We start from the raw sequence: 21,351 nt of genomic DNA, 5'->3' as shown, positions 1-21,351 counted from the left end.
TTCTGCAATGTACTTCTGAAATCGCGCCCGGAGCGCCGATGGCAAAGGTGCTGACATGATTCATCCTCCCAATAAGGATGAATCACATCTGAACCCTCATGGGAATCCTCAGCGACTCAAGTTCAAGCCGAAACGCTTTAGCCCCGACTTACTAAGCGCAAAACTGATCGAATTCTCCAATCAAAGCCTATAGATCTCGCCAAACTTAGCCTCAAGGTAGGCCAGCAACGGCTCGACCGAGACTGGCTTGCCGGTGGCCCCTTCGATCACCGCTTGCGGCGCGCAAAGCGCGCCGTGCCGTTGCACCTTGTCGCGCAACCAGTCGGTCGCATAGGTCGCGTTGCCCTGTGCCAGTTGCACATCCAGATCGGGTCGGTCGTGCTGCAACGCCTCGTGCAAACAGCCCGCATAGACATTGCCAAGGCTATAGGTCGGGAAATAGCCAAACAGCCCCACCGCCCAATGCACATCCTGCAACACACCGTTCGCGGCGCGATCGACCTCGTATCCGAAATCGGCCACGAACCGCGCGTTCCACGCCTTTTCCAGGTCCGCCACATCCAACTGGCCCGCGATCAGACGACGCTCCAGATCGAAGCGCAGCATGACATGCAGGTTATATTGCACCTCGTCTGATTCCGTGCGGATATAGCCCTTTTCCAGCCGGTTCACGGTGCCATAAAAGGCATCCGCATCGCTGGCAGGGGCATAGCCAAAGCGGCGATGCATTCGATCGAAAAGCCAGGCCGAAAAGGCGCGCGAGCGGCCAAGCTGGTTTTCGTATATCCGCGACTGGCTTTCATGCACCCCCATCGAGGCACCGCGCCCGATCGGCGTCAGCAAATAGGCGCGGTCAACATTCTGTTCGTAACAGGCGTGGCCGACTTCGTGGATGGTGGAATAGAAACAGTTGAACGGATCGGTATCGCTGGTGCGGGTCGTGATGCGCACATCAAGGCCAGAGCCGGAGCTGAAAGGATGCACCGCCTTGTCGATCCGCCCATGGGTCAGGTCATAGCCAAAGGTGCGCGCCAGCTTGGCGGACAGCTTCATCTGTTTCTTGGCCGGATAGGTTCCGATCACCTTCTCGGGCTGGTGGGCCGATCCAAGTGCCGCATCCCGCAGCTTGACCAATCTGGAACGCATGGCGTCAAACATCGTTTGAATGTCCTGACCTGACGCACCGGGTTCGTAATCATCCAGCAGCGCGTCGTAAAGATCGCCGCCATTGGCAAGGGCGGCGGCCTCTTCCCTCCGCAGTGCGACGATTTCTTCCAACACAGGGCAAAAAGCGGTGAAATCATCCTTGGCCCGCGCATCCGCCCATTTGCGTTGGGCGGCGGATGTGGCCCGCGCGATCGCCATCGACAAATCCACCGGCACCTTCAGCGCGCGGGTCTGCGCGCGTCTGATTTCACGAATTTGTGCGGCATCGGCCGGGGTCAGTTTACTGGCCTCTACGGCTTCAAGCCACTCGGAAATCCGCGGGTCAATGCGGCGCGCATGCAGCACGTTCTCGATCGCGGCCATTTCCTCGGCCCTCTGCGGTGCGGCCCCTTCGGGCATAACGGTTTCCTGATCCCAGCCAAGGCGACCGGCGATTTCGGCCAGCGCCTGCGTGTCGCGCTGAAACGCCATCAAATCATCAAAGGCAGTCATCTGTCACCTTCACTTGCGAATGGATTGCTCGGCGGGGTAGCCCGCCATAAAACGGGCGTTCAGGATCAAAACCCAGGTCAGGATTGCACCAACCTGATGCGTGATCGCCACATGCAGCGGAGAGGCTTGCAATACCGTGGTGATACCCAGCACCACCTGCCCCAACACCATCAGCGTGGCGAGGGTGAAGCCCGACCGCACCATCTGGTTGCCCGACCGGCGCGAGGCGCGCCAGACCACGATGGCAAAGATCGCCAGCAAGTAACCCGTGATCCGGTGCATGAATTGCACAAGACCTGCATTTTCAAAAAAGTTGCGCCAGACCGGACTCAGGCCAAGCGCGTCCGGTGGGAAAAATTGTCCCGCCATCCACGGCCAGTCGACAAAGCTGCGGCCTGCGTCGATCCCGGCGACCAGCGCGCCCAGAACGATTTGCAACAATGCCAGATGCATAAGGCCGGTGCCCATGCCGAACAATTTTGTCTCGCGTCCACGACGTGCCGCCATCAGGCTTGCCTCTTTCCGGCCCAGCATAAGCACATACCATGCGATCAGCCCCAGTATGACGAAGGCCAGACCAAGATGGATGGCCAAACGGTAGGACGCCACATCGACCCGGTCGCCTGACAGGCCCGAGGACACCATCCACCAGCCGATGGCACCCTGCAAACCGCCAAGCGCGCCCAGAAGCAGCAGACGACCGGTCCAGCCATTGGGGATCTTGCGCGCTGCCAGAAAACCGAAAAAGCCAACTGCCCAGACCAGACCGATGAAACGGCCCAACTGGCGATGGCCCCATTCCCACCAATAGATGGATTTGAAATCGACCAGATCCATGCCGCTGTTTTGCAGCTTGAATTCAGGGATTTGCTGATATTTCCCAAACTCTGCCGCCCAGTCGGCATCGTTCATAGGTGGCATTGCCCCGGTAAAGGGTGCCCATTCGGTGATCGAAAGACCCGAATCCGTCAGCCGCGTCAACCCACCGACGACCACCATGGCCGCAACCAATGCGAACAGTAGCATCAGCCAAAGTCGCACCGCCCCGCGCGCCGCTCCTCCGCCTGATCCCCGCTCGATCACACCCGCCTCCGGCGCGGCGCGCGACGTCGTGGTGTCGTCGCTGACTTCTTCAAAAATACTGCGGGGTTTGGACATTCGGCTCTCCCATAGGCTTTGGCGCGATACTCGTTTACTTGACGCCGATTGCCAAGGGGGCAACCGTCAAGAAAAACCGTGATTTTCCGCCAGTTTCAGGGGCAAATCCAGTCCTTTTGGTTGCCCCTGCCGTCAGGCCAATGATATAGTTCCCAGACCTAGATATAGTGTGAAATGCACCAAAACGGCGGACAACGTGACAGACACCCCAGAACCCCCTGAGCAGACAGGCGAATTGCCGCCTGAACGACCCCAATACGACGGCCCCCAGATCACAATCGAAGAGGAGATGAAGACCTCCTATCTCGATTATGCGATGAGCGTGATCGTCAGCAGGGCGATCCCTGATCTGCGCGACGGGCTGAAACCCGTGCACCGGCGTATTCTTTACGCCATGTACGAGACGGGCAACTCGCACGACAAACCCTATCGTAAATCGGCCCGCCCGGTGGGCGACACAATGGGAAAATACCACCCGCATGGTGACAGCGCGATTTATGACGCTTTGGTGCGCATGGCGCAGCCGTTTTCCATGTCGCTTCCTCTGCTGGATGGGCAGGGGAACTTCGGTTCGATGGACGGTGATAACGCCGCGGCCATGCGATACACAGAAGTGCGGATGGACAAACCCGCCGCCTCGCTGTTGGCCGATATCGAAAAAGACACGGTTAATTTTCAGGACAACTACGACGGCAAAGATCTTGAACCGACCGTCTTGCCAGCGCGTTTCCCGAACATGCTGGTCAATGGCGCCGGCGGCATCGCCGTGGGCATGGCAACAAACATTCCGCCTCACAATCTGGGCGAGGTTGTGGATGCGACGCTGGCCCTGATAGAAGACCCGGACCTCACGTCGGAAGGCTTGATGGACTATGTCCCCGGCCCCGATTTTCCGACAGGGGCTATCATGCTGGGCCGGTCCGGTGCGCGAAAAGCGTATCTGGAAGGGCGCGGCAGCGTCATCATGCGCGCCAAGACCCGGATCGAGGAAATCCGCAAGGACCGTTATGCCATCGTGCTGGATGAAATCCCCTATCAGGTGAACAAGGCCACGATGATCGAAAAGATCGCCGAACTTGTGCGTGACAAGCGGATCGAAGGCATTTCGGCTGTCCAAGACGAAAGCGACCGGATCGGTGTGCGCGTGGTGGTCGAGTTGAAACGCGACGCGACCCCCGAGGTCGTGTTGAACCAACTGTTCCGTTATACCCCCATGCAAACCTCGTTCGGTTGCAATATGCTGGCCCTGAACGGGGGCCGTCCCGAGCAACTGACGCTTCGCGATTTTTTGAAATATTTCATTAGTTTCCGAGAGGAAGTTGTCACGCGCAGGACGGCATTTGAACTGCGCAAAGCGCGGGAGCGCAGCCATGTTTTGTGTGGTCTGGCCGTGGCCGTCACCAATGTTGACGAAGTGGTCGCCACCATCCGTGCCTCGCATGACCCGGCCGACGCCCGTGCCAAATTGATGGAACGTCGCTGGCCTGCGCGTGACATCGCGGAATATATTCAGCTGATCGACGATCCGACCCACAAGATGAACGAGGATGGGACCTATAACCTGTCCGAAACGCAGGCCCGTGCAATTCTTGAGTTGCGCTTGCAACGCCTGACCGCCATGGGCGTGAAAGAGGTCACGGACGAACTTCAAGACCTTGCTGCAAAGACAAGAGATTACTTGGATATTCTTCGGTCTCGTGAACGTATCATGGCGATCATCTCGGACGAGCTTACCGAGGTGAAAGAGGCTTACGCCGTGCCGCGCCGCACCGAGATTGTCGACTGGTCCGGCGACATGGACGACGAAGACCTGATCGAGCGCGAAGACATGGTTGTGACCATTACCGCAAGCGGATGGGCCAAGCGCACGCCGCTGGCCGACTTCCGTGCGCAGAAACGCGGCGGCAAAGGCTTGTCGGGGATGCAGACCAAGGACGAAGATGCGATTACCACGCTCTTTGTCGCCAACACCCATACACAGCTTCTGTTCTTCACCGATGACGGGATGGCCTATAAGCTCAAGACGTGGCGCCTGCCCCAAGGCGGACGGACCGCGAAGGGCAAGCCTCTCGTCAATATTCTGCCGATCCCGACCGGGGTCTCAATCGCCGCGATCCTGCCGGTCGACCGTGATGAAAAAGACTGGGACGACCTGCAAATCGTCTTTGCGACCTCCAAAGGCTCGGTGCGCCGCAACCGCCTCTCGGATTTCACCAACGTCATGCGCAACGGCAAGATTGCGATGAAGTTCGAAGGCGAAGACGAAGGCACCCGCCTGATCAACGCCCGCATTTGCGACGAGAATGACGACGTGATGCTGGTCACTTCCGGTGGGCGGGCGATCCGGTTTCCTGTCACTGACGTGCGGGTGTTCAATTCGCGCTCCTCAACCGGTGTGCGCGGGATCAAGCTGGTAAACGAAGGGGATGAGGTCGTATCAGCCTCGGTTATTCGCCACTTCGAAGCCACGCCGGACGAACGCGCAGGCTTCATCAAGCGGTTCCGGTCTGAACTTGGCAATGACAGTTCGGACGAAGATACGAGTGAAGACAACGCAGGCGATCTGTCCGAAGACCGCTATCGGCAAATGCTGGCGGCCAATGATTTGCTTGTGACAATCAACAAACGCGGCATTGGCAACCTGACCACCAGTCATGATTACCGCGTCAGCGGCCGTGGAGGCCAAGGTGTGGCGGCGATGAAGGGCGGTGAAATCGTCGCCTGCTTCCCGATCGAGATGGACGACCAGATCATGTTGGCCACATCTAAAGGGCAATCCATCCGCTGTCCGGTCAACGGCATCAGCTTCCGCTCGCGCAGCGCAGGCGGCGTCAAGGTGTTCAACACCGGTAAAGGGGAAGAGGTCGTCTCGGTCGCGCGGATCATCGAACAATCCGAGGATGAAGACGCCACAGACGGTGAAAGCTAATCCGCTGGCTCCACTTCCACCCCTTTTCTGCATCAACGGTGCTGAAAAGGGGCTCTTCCCTTTTGCCCGACGATCTCCTATCTGCACCCCATGACTGACAAGACTTTACACATCGTGGGCGGCGGCATGGCCGGGTCTGAAGCCGCATGGCAAGCCGCACATATGGGTGTGGACGTGATCCTGCACGAGATGCGACCAAAGGTCGAAACCTTCGCCCACCAGACCGGAAATTTCGCCGAAATGGTGTGCTCCAACTCGTTTCGGTCTGATGATGATGAGCAGAATGCAGTGGGACTTTTGCATTGGGAAATGCGCCGGGCGGATGGGCTGATCATGTCCGGCGCCGACCAGAACCGCCTGCCCGCGGGTGGTGCCCTTGCTGTGGATCGCGACGCCTTTGCGCAATATGTGACGGAAAAGCTGCGCGCACTGCCAAACATCCGCGTTGAATATGGCGAGATCGGCACGTTGCCCTCAGACGGGCACTGGATCTTCGCCACCGGTCCACTGACATCCCCCGCGCTCGGCGACGCCATTGCGCGCGAAACCGGCACGGACCGGCTGGCCTTTTTCGATGCCATCGCCCCCATTGTCTATGCCGACAGCATCGACATGGACGTGGTCTGGGCGCAGTCACGCTATGACAAGGGCGACACGGTCGAGGAGCAGAAGGCTTACCTCAACTGCCCGATGACCAAGGACCAATACGAAGCCTTCATCGACGCGCTACTGGCCGCCGACAAGACCGAGTTTCACGACGGCGAAACCGCCACATATTTCGACGGCTGCCTGCCGATCGAGGTGATGGCCGAACGTGGTCGCGAAACTTTACGGTTCGGGCCAATGAAACCCGTGGGGCTGACCAATGCCCATAAGCCTGACGACAAACCTTATGCGGTGGTTCAACTTCGTCGGGATAACGCGCTGGGAACGCTGTATAATATTGTCGGCTTCCAAACCAAGATGAAATACGGCGCCCAGGCCCAGGTGTTCAAGATGATCCCCGGTCTGGAGAATGCGTCTTTCGCACGGCTGGGCGGCATCCACCGCAACACGTTCATGAACTCACCCACGCTGCTCGACTGCCAGATGCGCCTGAAGTCCCGCCCGAACCTCAGGTTTGCGGGGCAAGTGACAGGGGTTGAAGGCTATGTGGAAAGCGCCGCCATGGGTTTGCTGGCCGGGCGCTTGGCCGCCGCCGAAATCCTCGGGCAGAGCCTGCCCGACGTGCCGCAAGATACTGCCATGGGCGCGCTGATTCACCACATCACTGGCGGGGCGGACGCCAAGACCTTCCAACCCATGAACGTCAACTTCGGCCTGTTCCGCCCGGTTGACGGGCTGAAAGGCGGGCGTCGTGGGCGCAAGGACCGTTACAAGGCCTATACCGACCGTGCCAAGGACGCGTGGGCCATTTGGCTTGAACATTTCGCCTGAAGGACCGGGCGCATATGACTGATTTCATCACCCGTTTCGCCCCCAGCCCCACCGGCCCGCTGCATCTGGGCCATGCCTATTCCGCTATGCTGTGCCACGACATGGCGCGGACCGCTCAAGGCCGGTTCCTCTTGCGGATGGAGGACACGGATCTCCAGCGCAGCAAACCCGAATGGGACGCCCTGATCCGTGAAGACCTGACCTGGCTGGGCCTTCACTGGGACGCGCCCGTGCTGCGCCAATCCGAACAGATCTCCTCCTATGACTTGTACCTCGACCAACTGGCAGAGCACGACCTTCTCTACCCCTGCTCGTGCAGTCGCGCCGACATCCGGGCCGCCTTGTCCGCTCCGCAAGAAGGTCACCCGCACGAGGTCTATCCGGGCACTTGCAAAGCCCGCCCGATATCCGACCGCAACCAGGGTGACGCGCTGCGCCTGCACCTTGATCGCGCGCTTGTCATGCTGGCCGATGACCTACCATCGTTTCAGGAAACCGGAGGCACCCATAAGGGCACACACCAGATCGACCCCGATCAGGCCCAGGAACAGATCGGCGATGTGGTCCTGACACGCAAAGGCGAACGCATGATCGCCTATTTCCTTGCTTCGGCCATCGACGACGCCACACAAGGCATCACCCATGTCATCCGCGGCGAAGACCTGTTCGACTTCACCGCCATACAGGTGATCCTGCTCACCCTCCTGAATCTGTCCGTGCCGACCTATCACCACCATCGGCTGATCAGGGACGAAAACGGAAAACGCCTGGCCAAACGGGATGACGCCCGGGCCATTTCAACCTATCGGAACGACGGACGAACCCCGTCCGACATCCGGCGCATGGTTGGTCTCTGATACCTTCCCGGTTTCTTCTGGCTCAAAATATCCTGCGGGGGTCCGGGGGTGCAAAACCCCCGGCGCGCCGCTCACGCCATCGGCGCCATGATCTCGACTTCATCCCCACCCCGCACAGCGGTATAAAAACAACTGCGCCGGTGGGTATGGCACGCCGGGCCGGATTGCCGGACGGTCAGCAACAGACAATCGCGGTCGCAATCTACCCTAAAATCGACCATCTCCTGCACATGGCCAGACGTCTCGCCCTTCACCCAAAACGCCTGTCGCGAACGCGACCAATACGTGACACGCCCGGTTTCCAAGGTCCGTCTTATGGCTTCGGCATTCATCCAGGCCATCATCAAGACGTCGCCCGTTTCGACATCCTGCGCGATGGCAGGAATCAGCCCCTTGTCGTCGTATGTCAAACTGCCTGTATCGAAATTCATCGCCCGTCCTTTCCAATTGCCTGTCAGCATCCTATGTAGACCGAGATAACGCGACGGAAAAGGCAGGACAGATGAGCGACAACGACCTGATCAAGCTCTATTCAAAACAAATCCTCGCCCTGGCCGCGGCAATCCCCCATCTCGGTAGTCTTGAAGCGGCTCAGGGTGAAGCCAAGGCGCGGTCCCCCCTCTGTGGGTCGACCGTAACCGTTGGCGTGAACCTTGAAGATGGCAAGGTCGTTGAGTTTGCGCAAAACGTGAAAGCCTGCGCACTGGGTCAAGCCTCGGCCGCCATTCTCGGCAAGGCTGTGATCGGATTGGACCGCGACACGTTGCAACACGGTCGCGACGCACTGCATGCAATGCTGACCCAAAACGGTCCGATCCCTGCCGCACCGTTTGATGGCTATGAGGTTCTGCAACCCGCCCGTGATTTCAAAAACCGCCACGCCTCGATCCTGCTGCCTTTCGAAGCCACGCTCGGCGCGATTGACGCCACATAAAAAAACCGCCGCGCTCCTGGCAGGGAGGCGGCGGCAGTTGCGGCTCGGGATAATCAGTTCCGGTGCAGGAATGAGGCAGAAACACCGAAACGCGGGACAGGCGACGGGCAGTGAACCGTCTGGACGCATCGACATTGGGACATGATGCTATGTCCGGACCCTGAGCTGGCAGAAACTGGATGTGGGGTCAGATCACCCCCGGCAGATGCAGCGCACCAAACAACACAACAAGCAGGCACATGCCCCCGATCGCATCCTGCCAGATGGTGGCGGACGAACGGGCCAATGCGGTTTTCACATCATTCAACATGGGTCAACTCCTGCTCTCTGTTCTGGTGGCATCTTGGGGCTGCCATCCGCTTTGTTGCCCTTTTGTTCGCATATTCTTAACCCATCTGTAAAGAACTTTTTAAGAACATTTGTGAACTTTTGAGAACAAATATGTTAACCCACTGAAATCAAACGGATCGCTTCGTCCTGCCGCATCAGCCACAAAAGCACGCGCGCCGCATGCCCCCTCGGCGTGGTCAGGTCCGGGTCCTGTTGCAACAGCAGGCGCGCGTCTTTCTGCGCAACAGCCATCAGCCCGGCCTGATGTTCCAGATCGCCCACCCAGAACCGTGGCAGACCAGATTGCGCCGTGCCAAGCACGTCCCCCGCACCACGCATTTCCAGATCGGCCTCGGAAATCACGAACCCGTCTTCGGTGTCACGCATCACCGCGAGTCGTTTCTCGCCCCCTTCCGTCAGGGGCGGCTGATACATCAACAAGCAGGTCGAGGCCGCCTGCCCTCGCCCCACGCGCCCGCGCAACTGGTGCAGTTGTGCCAGCCCGAAATGTTCGGCCCGTTCGATCACCATGATCGACGCATTGGGCACATCCACCCCCACCTCGATCACCGTGGTCGCGACCAGAAGTTTGGTCTTGCCCGCGACGAAATCCGCCATGGCAGCGTCTTTTTCAGCAGCAGGCATCTGACCATGCACCATTCCGACAGCGTCTTCGCCCAGGGCGGCGCGCAAATGTTTGAACCGTTCTTCGGCAGCGGTCAGATCCATCACCTCGCTTTCCTCGACCAACGGGCAGACCCAATAAGCCTGCGCCCCGTCCGTCATCACGCGGCGCAGCCGCTCGACCACCTCGTCGATCCGGCCAGATGACACCAGAACCGTCTTGATCGGTTTGCGCCCCGGTGGCTTCTCGTCCAGAACCGAGACATCCATGTCCCCATATTGCGCCAGCGCGAGGCTGCGCGGGATCGGCGTGGCGGTCATCACCAGCACGTCAGCGGCCTGCCCCTTGGCCCCCAGTTCCATCCGTTGCGAGACGCCGAACCGGTGCTGTTCATCCACGATGGCCAGGCGAAGGTCATGAAATTCCACGTCTTTCTGGAACACCGCGTGGGTGCCGACCAGAATGTGAATATCACCCTTGGCCAAAGCCTCAAGCTTGGCACGCCGCTCGCCCCCCTTGTCGCGCCCGGTCAGAATCTCGACCACGACACCTGCGGCGTCTGCCAGAGGCCGCAACCCTTCCAAATGCTGTCGAGCCAGAATCTCGGTGGGGGCCATCATAACGCCCTGCCCGCCCGCCTCGACCGCGACCAGCAGTGACAACAGCGCGACCAGCGTCTTGCCCGAGCCCACATCGCCCTGCAACAACCGGTTCATCCGCAGGCCCGAGGCCAGATCGGCGCTGATCTCTTCCACCGCGCGGGTCTGGGCGCTGGTCGGCACATAGGGCAAGGCGGCCAGCACCTTGGCCTGCAAATCGCCTGTGCCAACGCTGACCCGCCCTTTGCTGCGCCGCACCTTGGCGCGGGCCAGGGCCAATGTCAGTTGGTGGGCGAAAAACTCGTCATAGGCCAGCCGCCTGCGCGCGGGCGATTGCGGTGACAGATCGTCTGCGCCCTCGGGCGCATGGGCCGCCCTGAGCGCCATGTGCCAATCAGGCCAGCGCTCACGCGTTTTCAGTTCAGGATCGATCCATTCCTTCAGAACCGGCAGTCGCGTCAAAACCTCGCCCACCCCTTTGGCGATCACCCGTCCGGTAACGCCGGCTGTCAGGCGATAGACCGGTTCGAAATCGGGAATGCTGGCGGCGTCTTTCGGCGACACGATGTAATCTGGATGGACGATTTGCAGCTTGCCATCGAAACTTTCGACCTTGCCGGAAATCACGCGCTTTTCGCCTTCGGGCAATTGTTTACCCAGCCATACGCCATTGGCGTGGAAAAACACCAGCTCGAACGCGGTCAGTGCGTCGCGCACCTCGACCCTGTAAGGCGCGGTTTTTGTCCGCCCCGGTCTATGCTGCACCACGTCGATTTCGACCGTCGCCATGTCACCCGGCTGCACCTCGGTGATCGAGGCGCGGAACATGCGGTCAACACCTGCGTGCGGCAGCCAGAACAGAAGATCGCGCGGACGTTCAATGCCCAATGCTTCCAATGCTTTGGAGGTCTTTTCTCCAATCCCGCCAAGGGTTTCAAGTTCGGCGAACAGCGGGAACAGGATTTCGGGCCGGGTTGCCATGGCTCACGCGTCCCCGATCAGGGCCAGCCAGCCGTCTTCGTCGATGGTTTCCACCCCCAGATCGGCGGCTTTGCTGGCTTTTGAGCCAGCCCCTGGTCCTGCCACCAGCAGGTCAGTCTTGGCCGAGACCGAGCCAGAGACCTTCGCCCCCAATGCCTCGGCCCGTGCTTTGGCTTCGGCGCGGGTCATCTTTTCCAGCGCACCGGTGAACACCACGACCTTGCCCGCCACGGGGCTGCCATCGGTTCTTGGGGCGGCGACTGGCTGCACGTCCAGTTCCGCCACCAAGCGGTCGATCGAGGCGCGCTCGGCTTCTTGCGAAAACGCCGCGACCAATGACCCCGCCATGACTGCACCAACCCCGTCGATGGACATCAGGTCATCCCATTCTGGAGTGTCCGGCTGGGCAGCAGCAACGGCGGCTTCGAATGCCTCCCATGTGCCATAATGGCGGGCCAGAAGATTGGCAGCACTTTCCCCTACATGTCGGATTCCAAGCGCGAAAATCACCTTGTTCAAGGGGATTGCACGGCGTTCTTCAATCGCCGAAAACAGGTTCTCGGCGCTTTTCTCGCCCCATCCGTCGCGATTTTTCAGCCGCGCAAGGTTGTTTTTATCACGCGCGGCCAGCGTGAAAATATCGGCGGGTTCACGGATGGGCAGCGTGTCGTCGTGATAGAACATCTCGACCTGCTTGGCCCCCAGACCGTCGATGTCGAACGCACCGCGGCTGACGAAATGTTTCAGTTTCTCAACGGCTTGCGCGGGACAAATGATGCCACCCGTGCAGCGGCGCACGGCGTCGCCCTCGTCCCGGATGGCGTCTGATCCGCATTCCGGGCAGATTTTCGGAAAGGTATATGGCGCCGCGTCATCCGGTCGTTTGGCCAGATCTACATCCGAGATCTTGGGGATCACGTCACCGGCCCGATAGACCTCGACCCAATCGCCGATGCGGATGTCCTTGCCGTCCCGAATGACCTCGCCCTTGTTGTCGCGACCTGCGATGTAATCCTCGTTATGCAGCGTGGCATTCGACACAACCACGCCACCGACCGTGACAGGGGTCAGGCGAGCGACAGGGCTGAGCGCGCCAGTGCGGCCGACCTGGATATCAATGGCTTCCAGACGGGTCCAGGCGCGTTCGGCAGGAAACTTGTGCGCGATCGCCCATCGCGGCGTTGTGGATCGAAACCCCAAGCGTGCTTGCAGGCCAAGATCATCCACCTTGTAGACGACCCCGTCAATGTCATAGCCCAGCGTCGCCCGCTGGGTTTCAATCGCGCGATAATGGGCCAGCATCGCGTCAAGATCGGTGAACTGCTGTGTCAGAGGATTGGTCTGAAAGCCCAGTTCAGCCAGACGCTTCACAGCGCCCATCTGGGTGTCAGAAAGCGGTGCGCTGAGTGCGCCCCACGCATAAGCAAAGAAACGAAGTGGACGATCTGCGGTGATCTTTACGTCCAGTTGGCGCAGCGATCCCGCGGCGGCGTTACGTGGGTTGGCGAAGGTCTTTCCACCCCGTTCGGCCTGCCGCGCGTTCAGGGATGCGAAATCGTCATGGGACATATAGACCTCGCCCCGCACCTCAAGCACGTCGGGCGCGCCGTCCAGCAGTTCGGGGATGTCCGAAACGGTGCGGGCATTTGCGGTCACGTTTTCGCCCACCGCGCCATCGCCACGCGTGGCCGCATAGACCAGCTTACCCTGTTCATAGCGGATCGACAGCGACAACCCGTCGATCTTCGGCTCGGCAGTATAGGCAAGTGGCGCATCTTTCGCCAACCCCAGGAACGACCGGATGCGGGCGTCGAACTCGGTCACGTCATCGTCTGAAAACGCGTTGCCCAGCGACAGCATCCGCACCTCGTGAGTGATTTTGCCGAACCCGTCCGAGGGGGTTGCGCCCACCTGATCACTGGGGCTGTCCGAGCGTTTCAGATGGGGAAACCGTTCCTCGATCGCTGCATTTCGCCGCTTGGCCGCGTCATATTCGGCATCCGAGATCGTTGGCGCATCTTCGGTGTGATAAGAGACGTTGGCCGAAGCCAGCAATTCACCCAATCGCATCAACTCGGCGCGGGCTGCCTCTTCGGTCAGGTCATCAACGTCTATATCGGCTGTCACGCGCATGGCTCCCCATACCTGTTTTCAATTTGATAGGCTCCACCTTGCGCCCCGTCCAGCCCCGATGCGGGGCGTCTGGTTCATGAAAATACCCCAGCCCCTTGAAATACGCGTGAATCATCGGGTTGACCGCTTGTCTGCTATTGCCGACGTCATTCACAGTGAATAAGTTTCGCTGGGCAACACCGGGGAACGGGTTTTCATGACCGAACACGACGAACACACGAAGCGCAAGCGGCGCCCGTTTGCAGGGCTGCGCAACAACTTCCTTGCGGGGCTTGTTGTGGTCGTGCCGATTGCCGTGACCATGTGGATGATCTGGACCTTTGTGGGATGGATCGACAGTTGGGTTCTGCCCTTCGTGCCGGCCCGCTATCACCCCGACAGCCTGATCGACACGTTCTTCGGCGACAGTGCTTGGTTCAAGATGCTTTTTGGCGAGGATGTGCGCATAAATGTGCGCGGGCTGGGCGTCGTTGTGTTTCTTATGTTCACCGTGTTTGTCGGTTGGATCGCCAAGGGGCTGATCGGGCGGTCGTTTCTGGCCTGGGGCGAAAGCCTTGTCGACCGGATGCCGGTTGTGCGCTCGCTTTACAACGGCATCAAACAGATTGCCGAAACCGTCTTCAGCCAATCGACCGAAACCAAGTTCGACAAGGCGTGCCTGGTTGAATACCCCCGCAAGGGGATCTGGGCGATTGCATTCATATCGACCAAGGCCAAAGGCGAGATTGACGCGCGCATCCCGGTGGACGAAGACATTATCTCGGTGTTTCTGCCGACCACGCCGAACCCGACATCGGGCTTTCTGCTGTTCGTGCCGCGGCATTCCGTAATCTCTTTGGACATGACGGTCGAAGATGCAGCCAAGTTGGTCATCTCTGCCGGTTTGGTCTATCCGAACTCGAAGAACCCGACGCAACCGGTTGATGTTAAACCGAAATGAGTTACTTTATCGCGCCTGCGATTACAGGCTTCGCGACTGGTTTTTCCCTTATCCTTGCCATCGGCGCGCAGAACGCATTCGTATTGCGCCAAGGTCTTTTGCGTCAGCATGTATTCTGGCTGTGCCTGTTCTGTGCAGCTTCCGATGCAGTGTTGATTGCCGCAGGTGTGCTTGGCTTCGGCGCACTGGTCGAGGCTTGGCCCGGCTTGCCCCTCATCATGGCATTGGCGGGCGCTGGTTTTCTGATCGTCTATGGTGCGATGCGGTTCTTGGCCGCCCTTAAAGGCACTTATGCGATGGAGATTGCGGGAAAATCCCGATCCCTGAGCACGGTGATTGCCATTGCCGCCGCCTTCACCTGGGCCAATCCGCATGTCTATCTGGACACGCTGGGCCTGATCGGTGCGATTTCGACCTCGTTTTCCGATTGGGCGCAGCGGATAGCGTTTGGTGCAGGTGCCATGACGGCCAGCTTCGTCTTTTTCTTTTCCCTCGGATATGGTGCCCGGCTGCTGGCACCGATCATGCAAAAATCCGGCGCATGGCGCGTGTTGGACGTGGTGATCGGGCTGACCATGTGGGCCATCGCAGTTGGATTGATCACGGGCGTGGTATCGGGCTCAATTGGCTAAAGCATTTCGCGAAACGCTTTAGCCGAACATCTGTTCCAGATCGACCGTACCACGCGTGTTCAGATCATCTCGATGAGTTGCCAGGAACACATCAGCCGCCGTTCGACCGGCATCTTTCAAGCGCAGCAACGTGACCGATGACGGCACCAGTTTGGTGGCGGTGCTAAGGTCGCGCATCAGTTCGTCATCCGAGATCATATGCACCAGCACATCGCGCATCTGGCCCGACGACAACTGGCCCGCAGAAATCAATCGCTTGACGAAGTTGATGGCCCGAAGTTCGCGCAAAAGCGACGAATTGAAGCTGATTTCATTGATCCGGTTTTGAATATCGGCCCCGTTTCGGGGTATGTCATGCCGAAACAACGGATTGATGTTCACCACCACAATGTCGGCGGGCAGCGTCGGATCGAACAGCGGAAACAGGGCAGGATTACCGGTATAGCCACCATCCCAGAATGCTTCCTCCGTCCCGGTTTTCGGGTCGATCATCTCGATCGCCTTGAACACAGTGGGCAGACAGGCCGAGGCCAGGATGGCATCGGTGCTCATCTCGTGCCCACCGAAAACGCGTATCTTGCCGGTTCGGACATTGGTGGCAGAGACATGAAGGCGGGGACCTATATCGGCGCAAACCTTGTCATAATCAAACGTCTCGACGATGGCGCGCAACGGGTTCCGATAAAACGGGCCATAGGCATAGGGGCTGACCACGCGGCTGGCCATATCGGCCCAGATAAACATAGGCGAGGCCTGGAAAGCCTGGCTGATCAACTCGTTCTGGGGGACGAACTGCGCAAACCAGGACGTCATGCGCAGGTCATGCACCCCCGCCACCTTGTGCCACAGCGCATCCAGATTGGCGCGAGCCGCATCGCGATCCTGCCCTTTGCCATCAGCGACCAATCCGGCCTTCAGTGCCGCCCCGTTCAGCGCCCCGGCGGATGTGCCCGAGATCCCCGCGATCTCGATCCCTTCATCCTCTAACAGACGATCCAGAACGCCCCAGGTAAAGGCACCATGGGCCCCTCCGCCCTGTAGGGCCAGATTGATACGCTTTGGGTGTGCCATTCCGGGTTACAACGCCGTCCAGCCGCCATCGACCGAGATTGTGGTGCCGGTGATCTGGGCCGCAGCATCAGAACACAGGAAGACCGCAGTGCCGCCCATCTGTTCAACCGTTGCGAACTCTTTCGACGGTTGGCGGGCCAGCATGACATCGCGCACCACCTCGTCCCGGCCCATATTGTGGGTCTTCATCTGGTCGGGGATCTGTGCTTCGACCAACGGCGTTAACACGTAACCTGGGCAGATCGCATTGCTGGTGATCGGGTCTTCGGCGGTTTCCAGTCCGACAGTCTTGGTCAGGCCGACAATTCCGTGCTTGGCCGCGATATAGGCGGATTTATAGGGCGATGCGGTCAGACCGTGGGCCGAAGCGATGTTGATCACCCGCCCCCACCCGGCCTTGCGCATCATCGGCAAGGCCGCCGCGATGGTGTGAAACGCTGAATTCAGGTTGATCGCGATGATGGCATCCCATTTCTCGGTCGGAAACTCTTCAACAGGGGCCACGTGTTGAATGCCCGCATTGTTGATCAGGATGTCGCAACGCCCGGCTTTCTCGATCAGGCCGCGGCATTGATCGGCTTTCGACATATCCGCCTGAATATAGCGCGCGGTGACGCCAAATTCCTTGGCAAGACCCTCTGCCAGTTCGTGATCTTCGTCATTGTCGGTGAACGAGTTCAGAACCACATCCGCACCTGCCCGCGCCATCTCGCGTGCAATCCCCAGCCCGATACCCGAATTTGATCCGGTGATGACGGCGGTTTTGCCGTCCAGCGATGTTGTGATGGCCATGGTGATCCCTTCTCAGAAAACTGTTGTTGCAATGCAGCATAACCCAATGACTTTTGCGCGCCAGTGGTTTCCGGCCCGCCCGCAAGTGTCACCCGAAGGTTGGTTTTGTGACAGTGACAAACACCCCGATTCTCTTGCAGTGGTCAGAGGCAGGACCAACCGGTTTTCAGCCATAAAAAAAACGCCCGCACGAAGCGGGCGTTAAGTTATTGAGGCAGGTTTCATACAGGCAAGAAACCTATCGAGCAGTGACACCTTTATAAGCGGTTGAGCGCCGCGTTCCAAGCTAAAAGTTTGAAAAGAATATTTTCCGCCTCTAGTGTTTCCCCAAATCAAATCAGGGACGTGAAGGAAAATGACGCGGATGAGAGCAGCACCCACAAAGATGTTTCGCAGGCTGATCGGGGCGATAACGCTCTCGATCGTTGCCGCACAAACCGGGTATGCCGAACCCAAACATGGCATAGCTATGTATGGCGACCCCATCCTGCCACCGGATTTTGTGTCCCTGCCCCATGTGAACGCCGACGCACCCAAAGGTGGCAAGATCGTTTTTGCCGAAGCAGGAAGCTATGATTCGCTGCATCCCGTGATCCGAAAAGGCAGCGCGCCATGGCAGTTGCGTTTCATGCTGTTCGAAAGCCTGATGGGCCGCAGTTACGACGAGCCGTTCACACTTTATGGCCTGTTGGCCGAATCGGTTGAAACCAATGATGACCGCACATGGGTCGAATACACCCTGCGCGAAGGCACCAAATTTTCGGACGGTAGCCCTTTGACCATCGAGGATGTGATGTGGTCCTACGAGGTGCTCGGCACCAAAGGTCATCCCCGTTATCAGGGTGCATGGGACAAGGTCGAAACGATGGAACAGACCGGCCCTCGCTCGGTAAAGTTCACATTCAACACCGAAGACCGCGAGCTGCCGCTTATTCTTGGTATGCGGCCGATCCTGAAAAAAACACAGTGGGAGGGGAAAGATTTCGAAGCCTCGGGCATTGATGTGATCCCCATTGGATCTTCTCCCTATGTGATTGGTGATTTTGAACCCGGTCGCTATCTGATCCTGAAACGCAACCCTGACTATTGGGGCAAGGATGTGCCATTCATGCAGGGACAAGCCAATCTGGACGAAATCCGGTTCGATTACTATGGCGACGGCGATGTGACCTTCGAGGCCTTCAAAGCAGGAGAAGCAACCACTTACCGCGAAACCAATCTGCAAAAATGGGCCACACAGTTCGATTTCCCGGCGGTGCAGTCGGGTGATATCGTTCTGTCGGACATTCCCCACCAGCGCCCCACCGGCATCATGGGCTATGTGATGAACACCCGCCGTCCGGCCTTCTCGGACATTCGTGTGCGGGACGCGATGATCCATGCGTTCAATTTCGAGTTCATCAACCAAAGTATCAACGCCGGCGCCAAGAAACGCATCCAATCCTATTTCCATAATTCGATTCTGGGCATGGAACCCGGCAAACCCGCCGAAGGCCTCGTCCGCGACATGCTGATGGCGTATGACGATCTGCCGGACGGCGCGTTGGAAGGATACACCCTGCCGGTCTCTGACGGATCTGCCCGAAACCGCGATGGGTTGCGCCGCGCAATGGATCTGATGGCGGAGGCCGGTTGGACCGTTCAGGACGGTGTGATGAAGAACGCCGAGGGTCAGCCCTTTACCTTCGAAATCCTGCTGAACACCGGATCGTCCGAGAACCGGCAGGAGATCGACATTTTCGCAAGCGCGTTGGAGCGTTTGGGGATCGCGCCCACCATCACTTCGGTTGACAGCGCGCAATATACGGAACGCACCAACGTGTTCGACTTTGACATGGCCTATTATTGGCGCGGATTGTCGCTGAGCCCAGGCAACGAGCAGAAGCTCTATTGGGGATCGGAAAGTGCTGATAAAGAAGGCACACGCAATTGGATGGGCGTCAAAAGTGCCGCGATCGACGGTCTGATCGACAAGATGCTGAACGCAGCCGGTCAGGACGAGTTTCGTGCCGCCACCAAGGCGCTGGACCGGGTGCTGACCGCCGGTCGCTATGTCATCCCGCTGGGCTATACTGACCTGTCACATATCGCCCATGTGAAAGAGCTGAAATACCCCGAACGTGTGCCGATGTATGGCGATTATCTGGGCTTCCAGCCCGAGATCTGGTGGTACGAGGAATAGGGTTGTTTCCGCCCGGCCCCTGCGTTAGGGCACTTTTGCGTTTCGTGGTTAGACCACGCGTAACACGGGGAATGGGGTCGCCGGATGGGACTTTTTGAACGTTACCTGTCGCTTTGGGTGGCGCTTTGTATTCTGGCGGGCGTTGTGTTGGGCAATACTGCGCCCGACCTGTTTTCACTGATCGCCGGGGTCGAGTTTGCAAACGTCAACTTGATGGTCGCCATCCTGATCTGGATCATGATCTATCCGATGATGGTGCAGGTCGATTTCGCCTCGATCCGCGATATCGGACGACGACCCAAGGGGTTGGTTCTGACTGTGGTGATCAACTGGCTGATCAAGCCGTTCACCATGGCCGCGCTCGGCTGGTTGTTTTTCCGGGTGATCTTCGCTGGCTGGGTCGATCCGCAAACCGCCAGTGAATATATCGCGGGGATGATCCTTCTGGGCGTCGCCCCCTGCACCGCCATGGTGTTCGTCTGGAGCCAGCTGACCAAGGGTGACGCCGCCTATACGCTGGTGCAGGTCAGCGTGAATGACGTGATCATGATCTTCGCCTTTGCCCCGATTGCCGCGTTTCTTCTCGGGATCAGCGACGTGACCGTGCCGTGGCAAACGCTGCTTCTGTCCGTCGTGCTGTATGTCGTGTTGCCGCTGGCCGCAGGGGTCTGGACGCGCCACCGACTGATGCAGTCCGGCAAGGCTCAACTGGACGCCTTCCTTGCCCGCCTGAAACCGTGGTCAGTAATCGGGCTACTGGCCACCGTCGTTCTTCTGTTCGGCTTTCAGGCGCAAACCATCCTGGCCAAACCGCTGGCCATCGTGCTGATTGCCATCCCGCTGCTGATCCAGACCTATGGCATCTTCGCCATCGCCTATGCCGCTGCCCGCGCGATGAACCTGCCCCACAACATCGCCGCGCCGGCCTGCATGATCGGCACGTCAAACTTCTTTGAACTGGCCGTCGCGGTCGCCATTTCTCTCTTCGGCCTGAACTCGGGCGCGGCGCTGGCAACCGTCGTCGGCGTGCTGGTCGAGGTGCCGGTCATGCTGTCGCTTGTGACCTTCGCAAACAAGACGCGGCATTGGTTTCCGGGGTGAGGGTTCTGACGACCAGAGCGTTTACGACGGGGTAAATGACCGGTTGGAGCCCAATCCGACGGATGCTGCGTCGCAAATCAATGGCTGCTATTCAGAGCAATTGCGTTTGACTAGTGTCGATGCTCTATGATGGGTTGATATACGAACTTGTCCGAACGTTTTGGTCTCGCGGCACACCATCCAATCAAAATCCAGCGTCTCGGACGCGGACATCCTAATAGAGGCCGTCATGCCAAAAACTGTTACCATCGAAGAACGCGCTGTCCCGTGGTTTTGGGGACTGATGTCCGGTGGGATAGGGCTGATGTTTCTGGCATTTGGTTTCTCGCTACTCGTAAAACTAACGATAGACAGCCTGCGCTTCTTTTTCGGAAAAGCGAATGCCCCCGAACACTTTATTGCATTCCCATTTTTTATAGTAATTTCAATCTTGCTCGGTGTTTTACTTGTTTGGGTGTTTATTAATCCATCAAAAAAGGTGGTCTTTGACGCGGCCACGCAAGACGTTAGTGTGAAATATCGTTACCCGTTCGGCTATACGCGCAATGACGTGTTTGCGCTGAAGGAAATAGGCCAGCCAGAAGTGGTTTGGCATAGAAATTCTGACTACTCGGAAGACGGGTACTGGAAACTCACGGTGACACTGCCTGATGGCCGTAAGGTCGAACGTCGGCCACTGGATTCTACGACGGCAGACCAAGAAGAGCAGGCCAAAGTATGGCGAGCAGAAATTGAGGCAATACGCCAATAGCACCCCTTTTGCTTCTGGCTCCACTCCGTCAATGTAAATGTCATTCGACACCGTCCTTCGGAAGCAGACCTTGGCGCAGCCGCAGCGAACGACAGTAAAGTCTAAGATTTTTCGATGCGGGCCAGTTGGTTAGGTTGGTCTTGGCGGAATGGCCCGCGTTGACAAATCTGACAAGGTGGAAGCCGCGGGATGCGTGCGCTGCGTTATGGGGAAAGTACAGGCGTCTGCCTCTGATATCGG

17 protein-coding genes are annotated in these 21,351 nt (G+C 58.6%); 9 read left to right on the top strand and 8 right to left on the bottom strand.

What is annotated here, in order from left to right; genetic code table 11:
- Nucleotides 1–180: 180 nt before the first annotated feature.
- Nucleotides 181–1,659, bottom strand: a complete 1,479-nt coding sequence (locus AC13C8_RS00595) for a carboxypeptidase M32 (protein ID WP_482846052.1) — start codon at nucleotides 1,657–1,659, stop codon at nucleotides 181–183.
- A gap of 9 nt (nucleotides 1,660–1,668) precedes the next feature.
- A complete protein-coding gene (ctaA, locus tag AC13C8_RS00590) occupies nucleotides 1,669–2,817 on the bottom strand; it encodes a heme A synthase (RefSeq protein ID WP_091430139.1) in 1,149 nt (382 codons plus the stop codon).
- Between the two features lie 196 nt (nucleotides 2,818–3,013).
- Between ctaA and gyrA the strand changes: the two genes are divergently transcribed.
- From gyrA to gluQRS, 3 genes are all read left to right on the top strand, one after another.
- On the top strand, nucleotides 3,014–5,746 hold the full coding sequence (gene gyrA, locus AC13C8_RS00585; RefSeq protein WP_482846051.1) for a DNA gyrase subunit A: 2,733 nt from the start codon (nucleotides 3,014–3,016) through the stop codon (nucleotides 5,744–5,746).
- A 90-nt stretch (nucleotides 5,747–5,836) separates the two neighbouring features.
- Nucleotides 5,837–7,183 carry a methylenetetrahydrofolate--tRNA-(uracil(54)-C(5))-methyltransferase (FADH(2)-oxidizing) TrmFO gene (gene trmFO / locus AC13C8_RS00580; RefSeq protein ID WP_482846050.1) on the top strand — a complete coding sequence of 449 codons (1,347 nt, stop codon included), beginning with the start codon at nucleotides 5,837–5,839 and terminating at the stop codon, nucleotides 7,181–7,183.
- 14 nt (nucleotides 7,184–7,197) lie between these two features.
- The gene (gene gluQRS / locus AC13C8_RS00575) at nucleotides 7,198–8,040 is read left to right on the top strand and encodes a tRNA glutamyl-Q(34) synthetase GluQRS (RefSeq protein ID WP_091430143.1); all 843 of its coding nucleotides are present in this window, start codon (nucleotides 7,198–7,200) and stop codon (nucleotides 8,038–8,040) included.
- A gap of 71 nt (nucleotides 8,041–8,111) precedes the next feature.
- Here gluQRS and hisI read toward each other — a convergent pair whose 3' ends face one another.
- Nucleotides 8,112–8,471: a phosphoribosyl-AMP cyclohydrolase gene (hisI, locus tag AC13C8_RS00570; RefSeq protein ID WP_482846049.1), complete on the bottom strand. Its 360-nt coding sequence runs from the start codon at nucleotides 8,469–8,471 to the stop codon at nucleotides 8,112–8,114.
- A 71-nt stretch (nucleotides 8,472–8,542) separates the two neighbouring features.
- Here hisI and AC13C8_RS00565 point away from each other — a divergent pair, with 71 nt between their 5' ends.
- The gene (locus AC13C8_RS00565) at nucleotides 8,543–8,974 is read left to right on the top strand and encodes an iron-sulfur cluster assembly scaffold protein (protein WP_091430145.1); all 432 of its coding nucleotides are present in this window, start codon (nucleotides 8,543–8,545) and stop codon (nucleotides 8,972–8,974) included.
- 187 nt (nucleotides 8,975–9,161) lie between these two features.
- Here AC13C8_RS00565 and AC13C8_RS00560 read toward each other — a convergent pair whose 3' ends face one another.
- The 3 genes from AC13C8_RS00560 to ligA all read right to left on the bottom strand — a co-directional run bounded on the left by AC13C8_RS00560 (nucleotide 9,162) and on the right by ligA (nucleotide 13,642).
- Nucleotides 9,162–9,284 (bottom strand): hypothetical protein, encoded by a 123-nt coding sequence (locus AC13C8_RS00560; RefSeq protein WP_281242442.1) that lies wholly within the window; start codon nucleotides 9,282–9,284, stop codon nucleotides 9,162–9,164.
- Nucleotides 9,285–9,418: 134 nt separating this feature from the next.
- Complete coding sequence (gene recG / locus AC13C8_RS00555; protein WP_482846048.1) at nucleotides 9,419–11,509, bottom strand: ATP-dependent DNA helicase RecG; 2,091 nt, start codon at nucleotides 11,507–11,509, stop codon at nucleotides 9,419–9,421.
- A 3-nt stretch (nucleotides 11,510–11,512) separates the two neighbouring features.
- Complete coding sequence (gene ligA, locus AC13C8_RS00550; RefSeq protein WP_482846047.1) at nucleotides 11,513–13,642, bottom strand: NAD-dependent DNA ligase LigA; 2,130 nt, start codon at nucleotides 13,640–13,642, stop codon at nucleotides 11,513–11,515.
- A 196-nt stretch (nucleotides 13,643–13,838) separates the two neighbouring features.
- Between ligA and AC13C8_RS00545 the strand changes: the two genes are divergently transcribed.
- Together AC13C8_RS00545 and AC13C8_RS00540 are read left to right on the top strand one after the other, a co-directional pair.
- Nucleotides 13,839–14,582 carry a DUF502 domain-containing protein gene (locus AC13C8_RS00545; protein WP_091430151.1) on the top strand — a complete coding sequence of 248 codons (744 nt, stop codon included), beginning with the start codon at nucleotides 13,839–13,841 and terminating at the stop codon, nucleotides 14,580–14,582.
- Entirely contained in the window at nucleotides 14,579–15,214 is a 636-nt protein-coding gene (locus AC13C8_RS00540; protein WP_177179321.1) for a LysE/ArgO family amino acid transporter, read from the top strand. Before AC13C8_RS00545 ends, AC13C8_RS00540 begins: the two co-directional genes overlap by 4 nt.
- An 18-nt stretch (nucleotides 15,215–15,232) precedes the next feature.
- Here the strand turns inward: AC13C8_RS00540 and AC13C8_RS00535 are convergent, their stop codons facing one another.
- Together AC13C8_RS00535 and AC13C8_RS00530 are read right to left on the bottom strand one after the other, a co-directional pair.
- Complete coding sequence (locus AC13C8_RS00535; RefSeq protein WP_482846046.1) at nucleotides 15,233–16,285, bottom strand: patatin-like phospholipase family protein; 1,053 nt, start codon at nucleotides 16,283–16,285, stop codon at nucleotides 15,233–15,235.
- 6 nt (nucleotides 16,286–16,291) lie between these two features.
- On the bottom strand, nucleotides 16,292–17,077 hold the full coding sequence (locus AC13C8_RS00530) for a 3-hydroxybutyrate dehydrogenase (RefSeq protein ID WP_482846045.1): 786 nt from the start codon (nucleotides 17,075–17,077) through the stop codon (nucleotides 16,292–16,294).
- 364 nt (nucleotides 17,078–17,441) lie between these two features.
- On the opposite strand from AC13C8_RS00530, the gene AC13C8_RS00525 reads away from it, so the two are divergent.
- The 3 genes from AC13C8_RS00525 to AC13C8_RS00515 all read left to right on the top strand — a co-directional run bounded on the left by AC13C8_RS00525 (nucleotide 17,442) and on the right by AC13C8_RS00515 (nucleotide 21,111).
- The gene (locus AC13C8_RS00525; protein WP_482846044.1) at nucleotides 17,442–19,259 is read left to right on the top strand and encodes an extracellular solute-binding protein; all 1,818 of its coding nucleotides are present in this window, start codon (nucleotides 17,442–17,444) and stop codon (nucleotides 19,257–19,259) included.
- Between the two features lie 84 nt (nucleotides 19,260–19,343).
- Nucleotides 19,344–20,360 (top strand): ACR3 family arsenite efflux transporter, encoded by a 1,017-nt coding sequence (gene arsB, locus AC13C8_RS00520; RefSeq protein ID WP_482846043.1) that lies wholly within the window; start codon nucleotides 19,344–19,346, stop codon nucleotides 20,358–20,360.
- Between the two features lie 229 nt (nucleotides 20,361–20,589).
- Nucleotides 20,590–21,111 (top strand): hypothetical protein, encoded by a 522-nt coding sequence (locus AC13C8_RS00515; RefSeq protein ID WP_482846042.1) that lies wholly within the window; start codon nucleotides 20,590–20,592, stop codon nucleotides 21,109–21,111.
- The last annotated feature ends 240 nt before the right edge of the window (nucleotides 21,112–21,351 follow it).

Source organism: Aliiroseovarius sp. B-4 (genome assembly GCF_056857795.1).
This window is presented reverse-complemented; position numbering and strand designations above follow the sequence as displayed.

Bases quoted from the DNA above. Each gene is read 5' to 3' on its own strand.
- AC13C8_RS00595 (WP_482846052.1), bottom strand. From the start codon at position 1,659: ATGACTGCCTTTGATGATTTGATGGCGTTTCAGCGCGACACGCAGGCG.
- ctaA (WP_091430139.1), bottom strand. From the start codon at position 2,817: ATGTCCAAACCCCGCAGTATTTTTGAAGAAGTCAGCGACGACACCACG.
- trmFO (WP_482846050.1), top strand. From the start codon at position 5,837: ATGACTGACAAGACTTTACACATCGTGGGCGGCGGCATGGCCGGGTCT.
- gluQRS (WP_091430143.1), top strand. From the start codon at position 7,198: ATGACTGATTTCATCACCCGTTTCGCCCCCAGCCCCACCGGCCCGCTG.
- hisI (WP_482846049.1), bottom strand. From the start codon at position 8,471: ATGAATTTCGATACAGGCAGTTTGACATACGACGACAAGGGGCTGATT.
- AC13C8_RS00565 (WP_091430145.1), top strand. From the start codon at position 8,543: ATGAGCGACAACGACCTGATCAAGCTCTATTCAAAACAAATCCTCGCC.
- AC13C8_RS00560 (WP_281242442.1), bottom strand. From the start codon at position 9,284: ATGTTGAATGATGTGAAAACCGCATTGGCCCGTTCGTCCGCCACCATC.
- recG (WP_482846048.1), bottom strand. From the start codon at position 11,509: ATGGCAACCCGGCCCGAAATCCTGTTCCCGCTGTTCGCCGAACTTGAA.
- ligA (WP_482846047.1), bottom strand. From the start codon at position 13,642: ATGCGCGTGACAGCCGATATAGACGTTGATGACCTGACCGAAGAGGCA.
- AC13C8_RS00545 (WP_091430151.1), top strand. From the start codon at position 13,839: ATGACCGAACACGACGAACACACGAAGCGCAAGCGGCGCCCGTTTGCA.
- AC13C8_RS00540 (WP_177179321.1), top strand. From the start codon at position 14,579: ATGAGTTACTTTATCGCGCCTGCGATTACAGGCTTCGCGACTGGTTTT.
- AC13C8_RS00535 (WP_482846046.1), bottom strand. From the start codon at position 16,285: ATGGCACACCCAAAGCGTATCAATCTGGCCCTACAGGGCGGAGGGGCC.
- AC13C8_RS00530 (WP_482846045.1), bottom strand. From the start codon at position 17,077: ATGGCCATCACAACATCGCTGGACGGCAAAACCGCCGTCATCACCGGA.
- AC13C8_RS00525 (WP_482846044.1), top strand. From the start codon at position 17,442: ATGAGAGCAGCACCCACAAAGATGTTTCGCAGGCTGATCGGGGCGATA.
- arsB (WP_482846043.1), top strand. From the start codon at position 19,344: ATGGGACTTTTTGAACGTTACCTGTCGCTTTGGGTGGCGCTTTGTATT.
- AC13C8_RS00515 (WP_482846042.1), top strand. From the start codon at position 20,590: ATGCCAAAAACTGTTACCATCGAAGAACGCGCTGTCCCGTGGTTTTGG.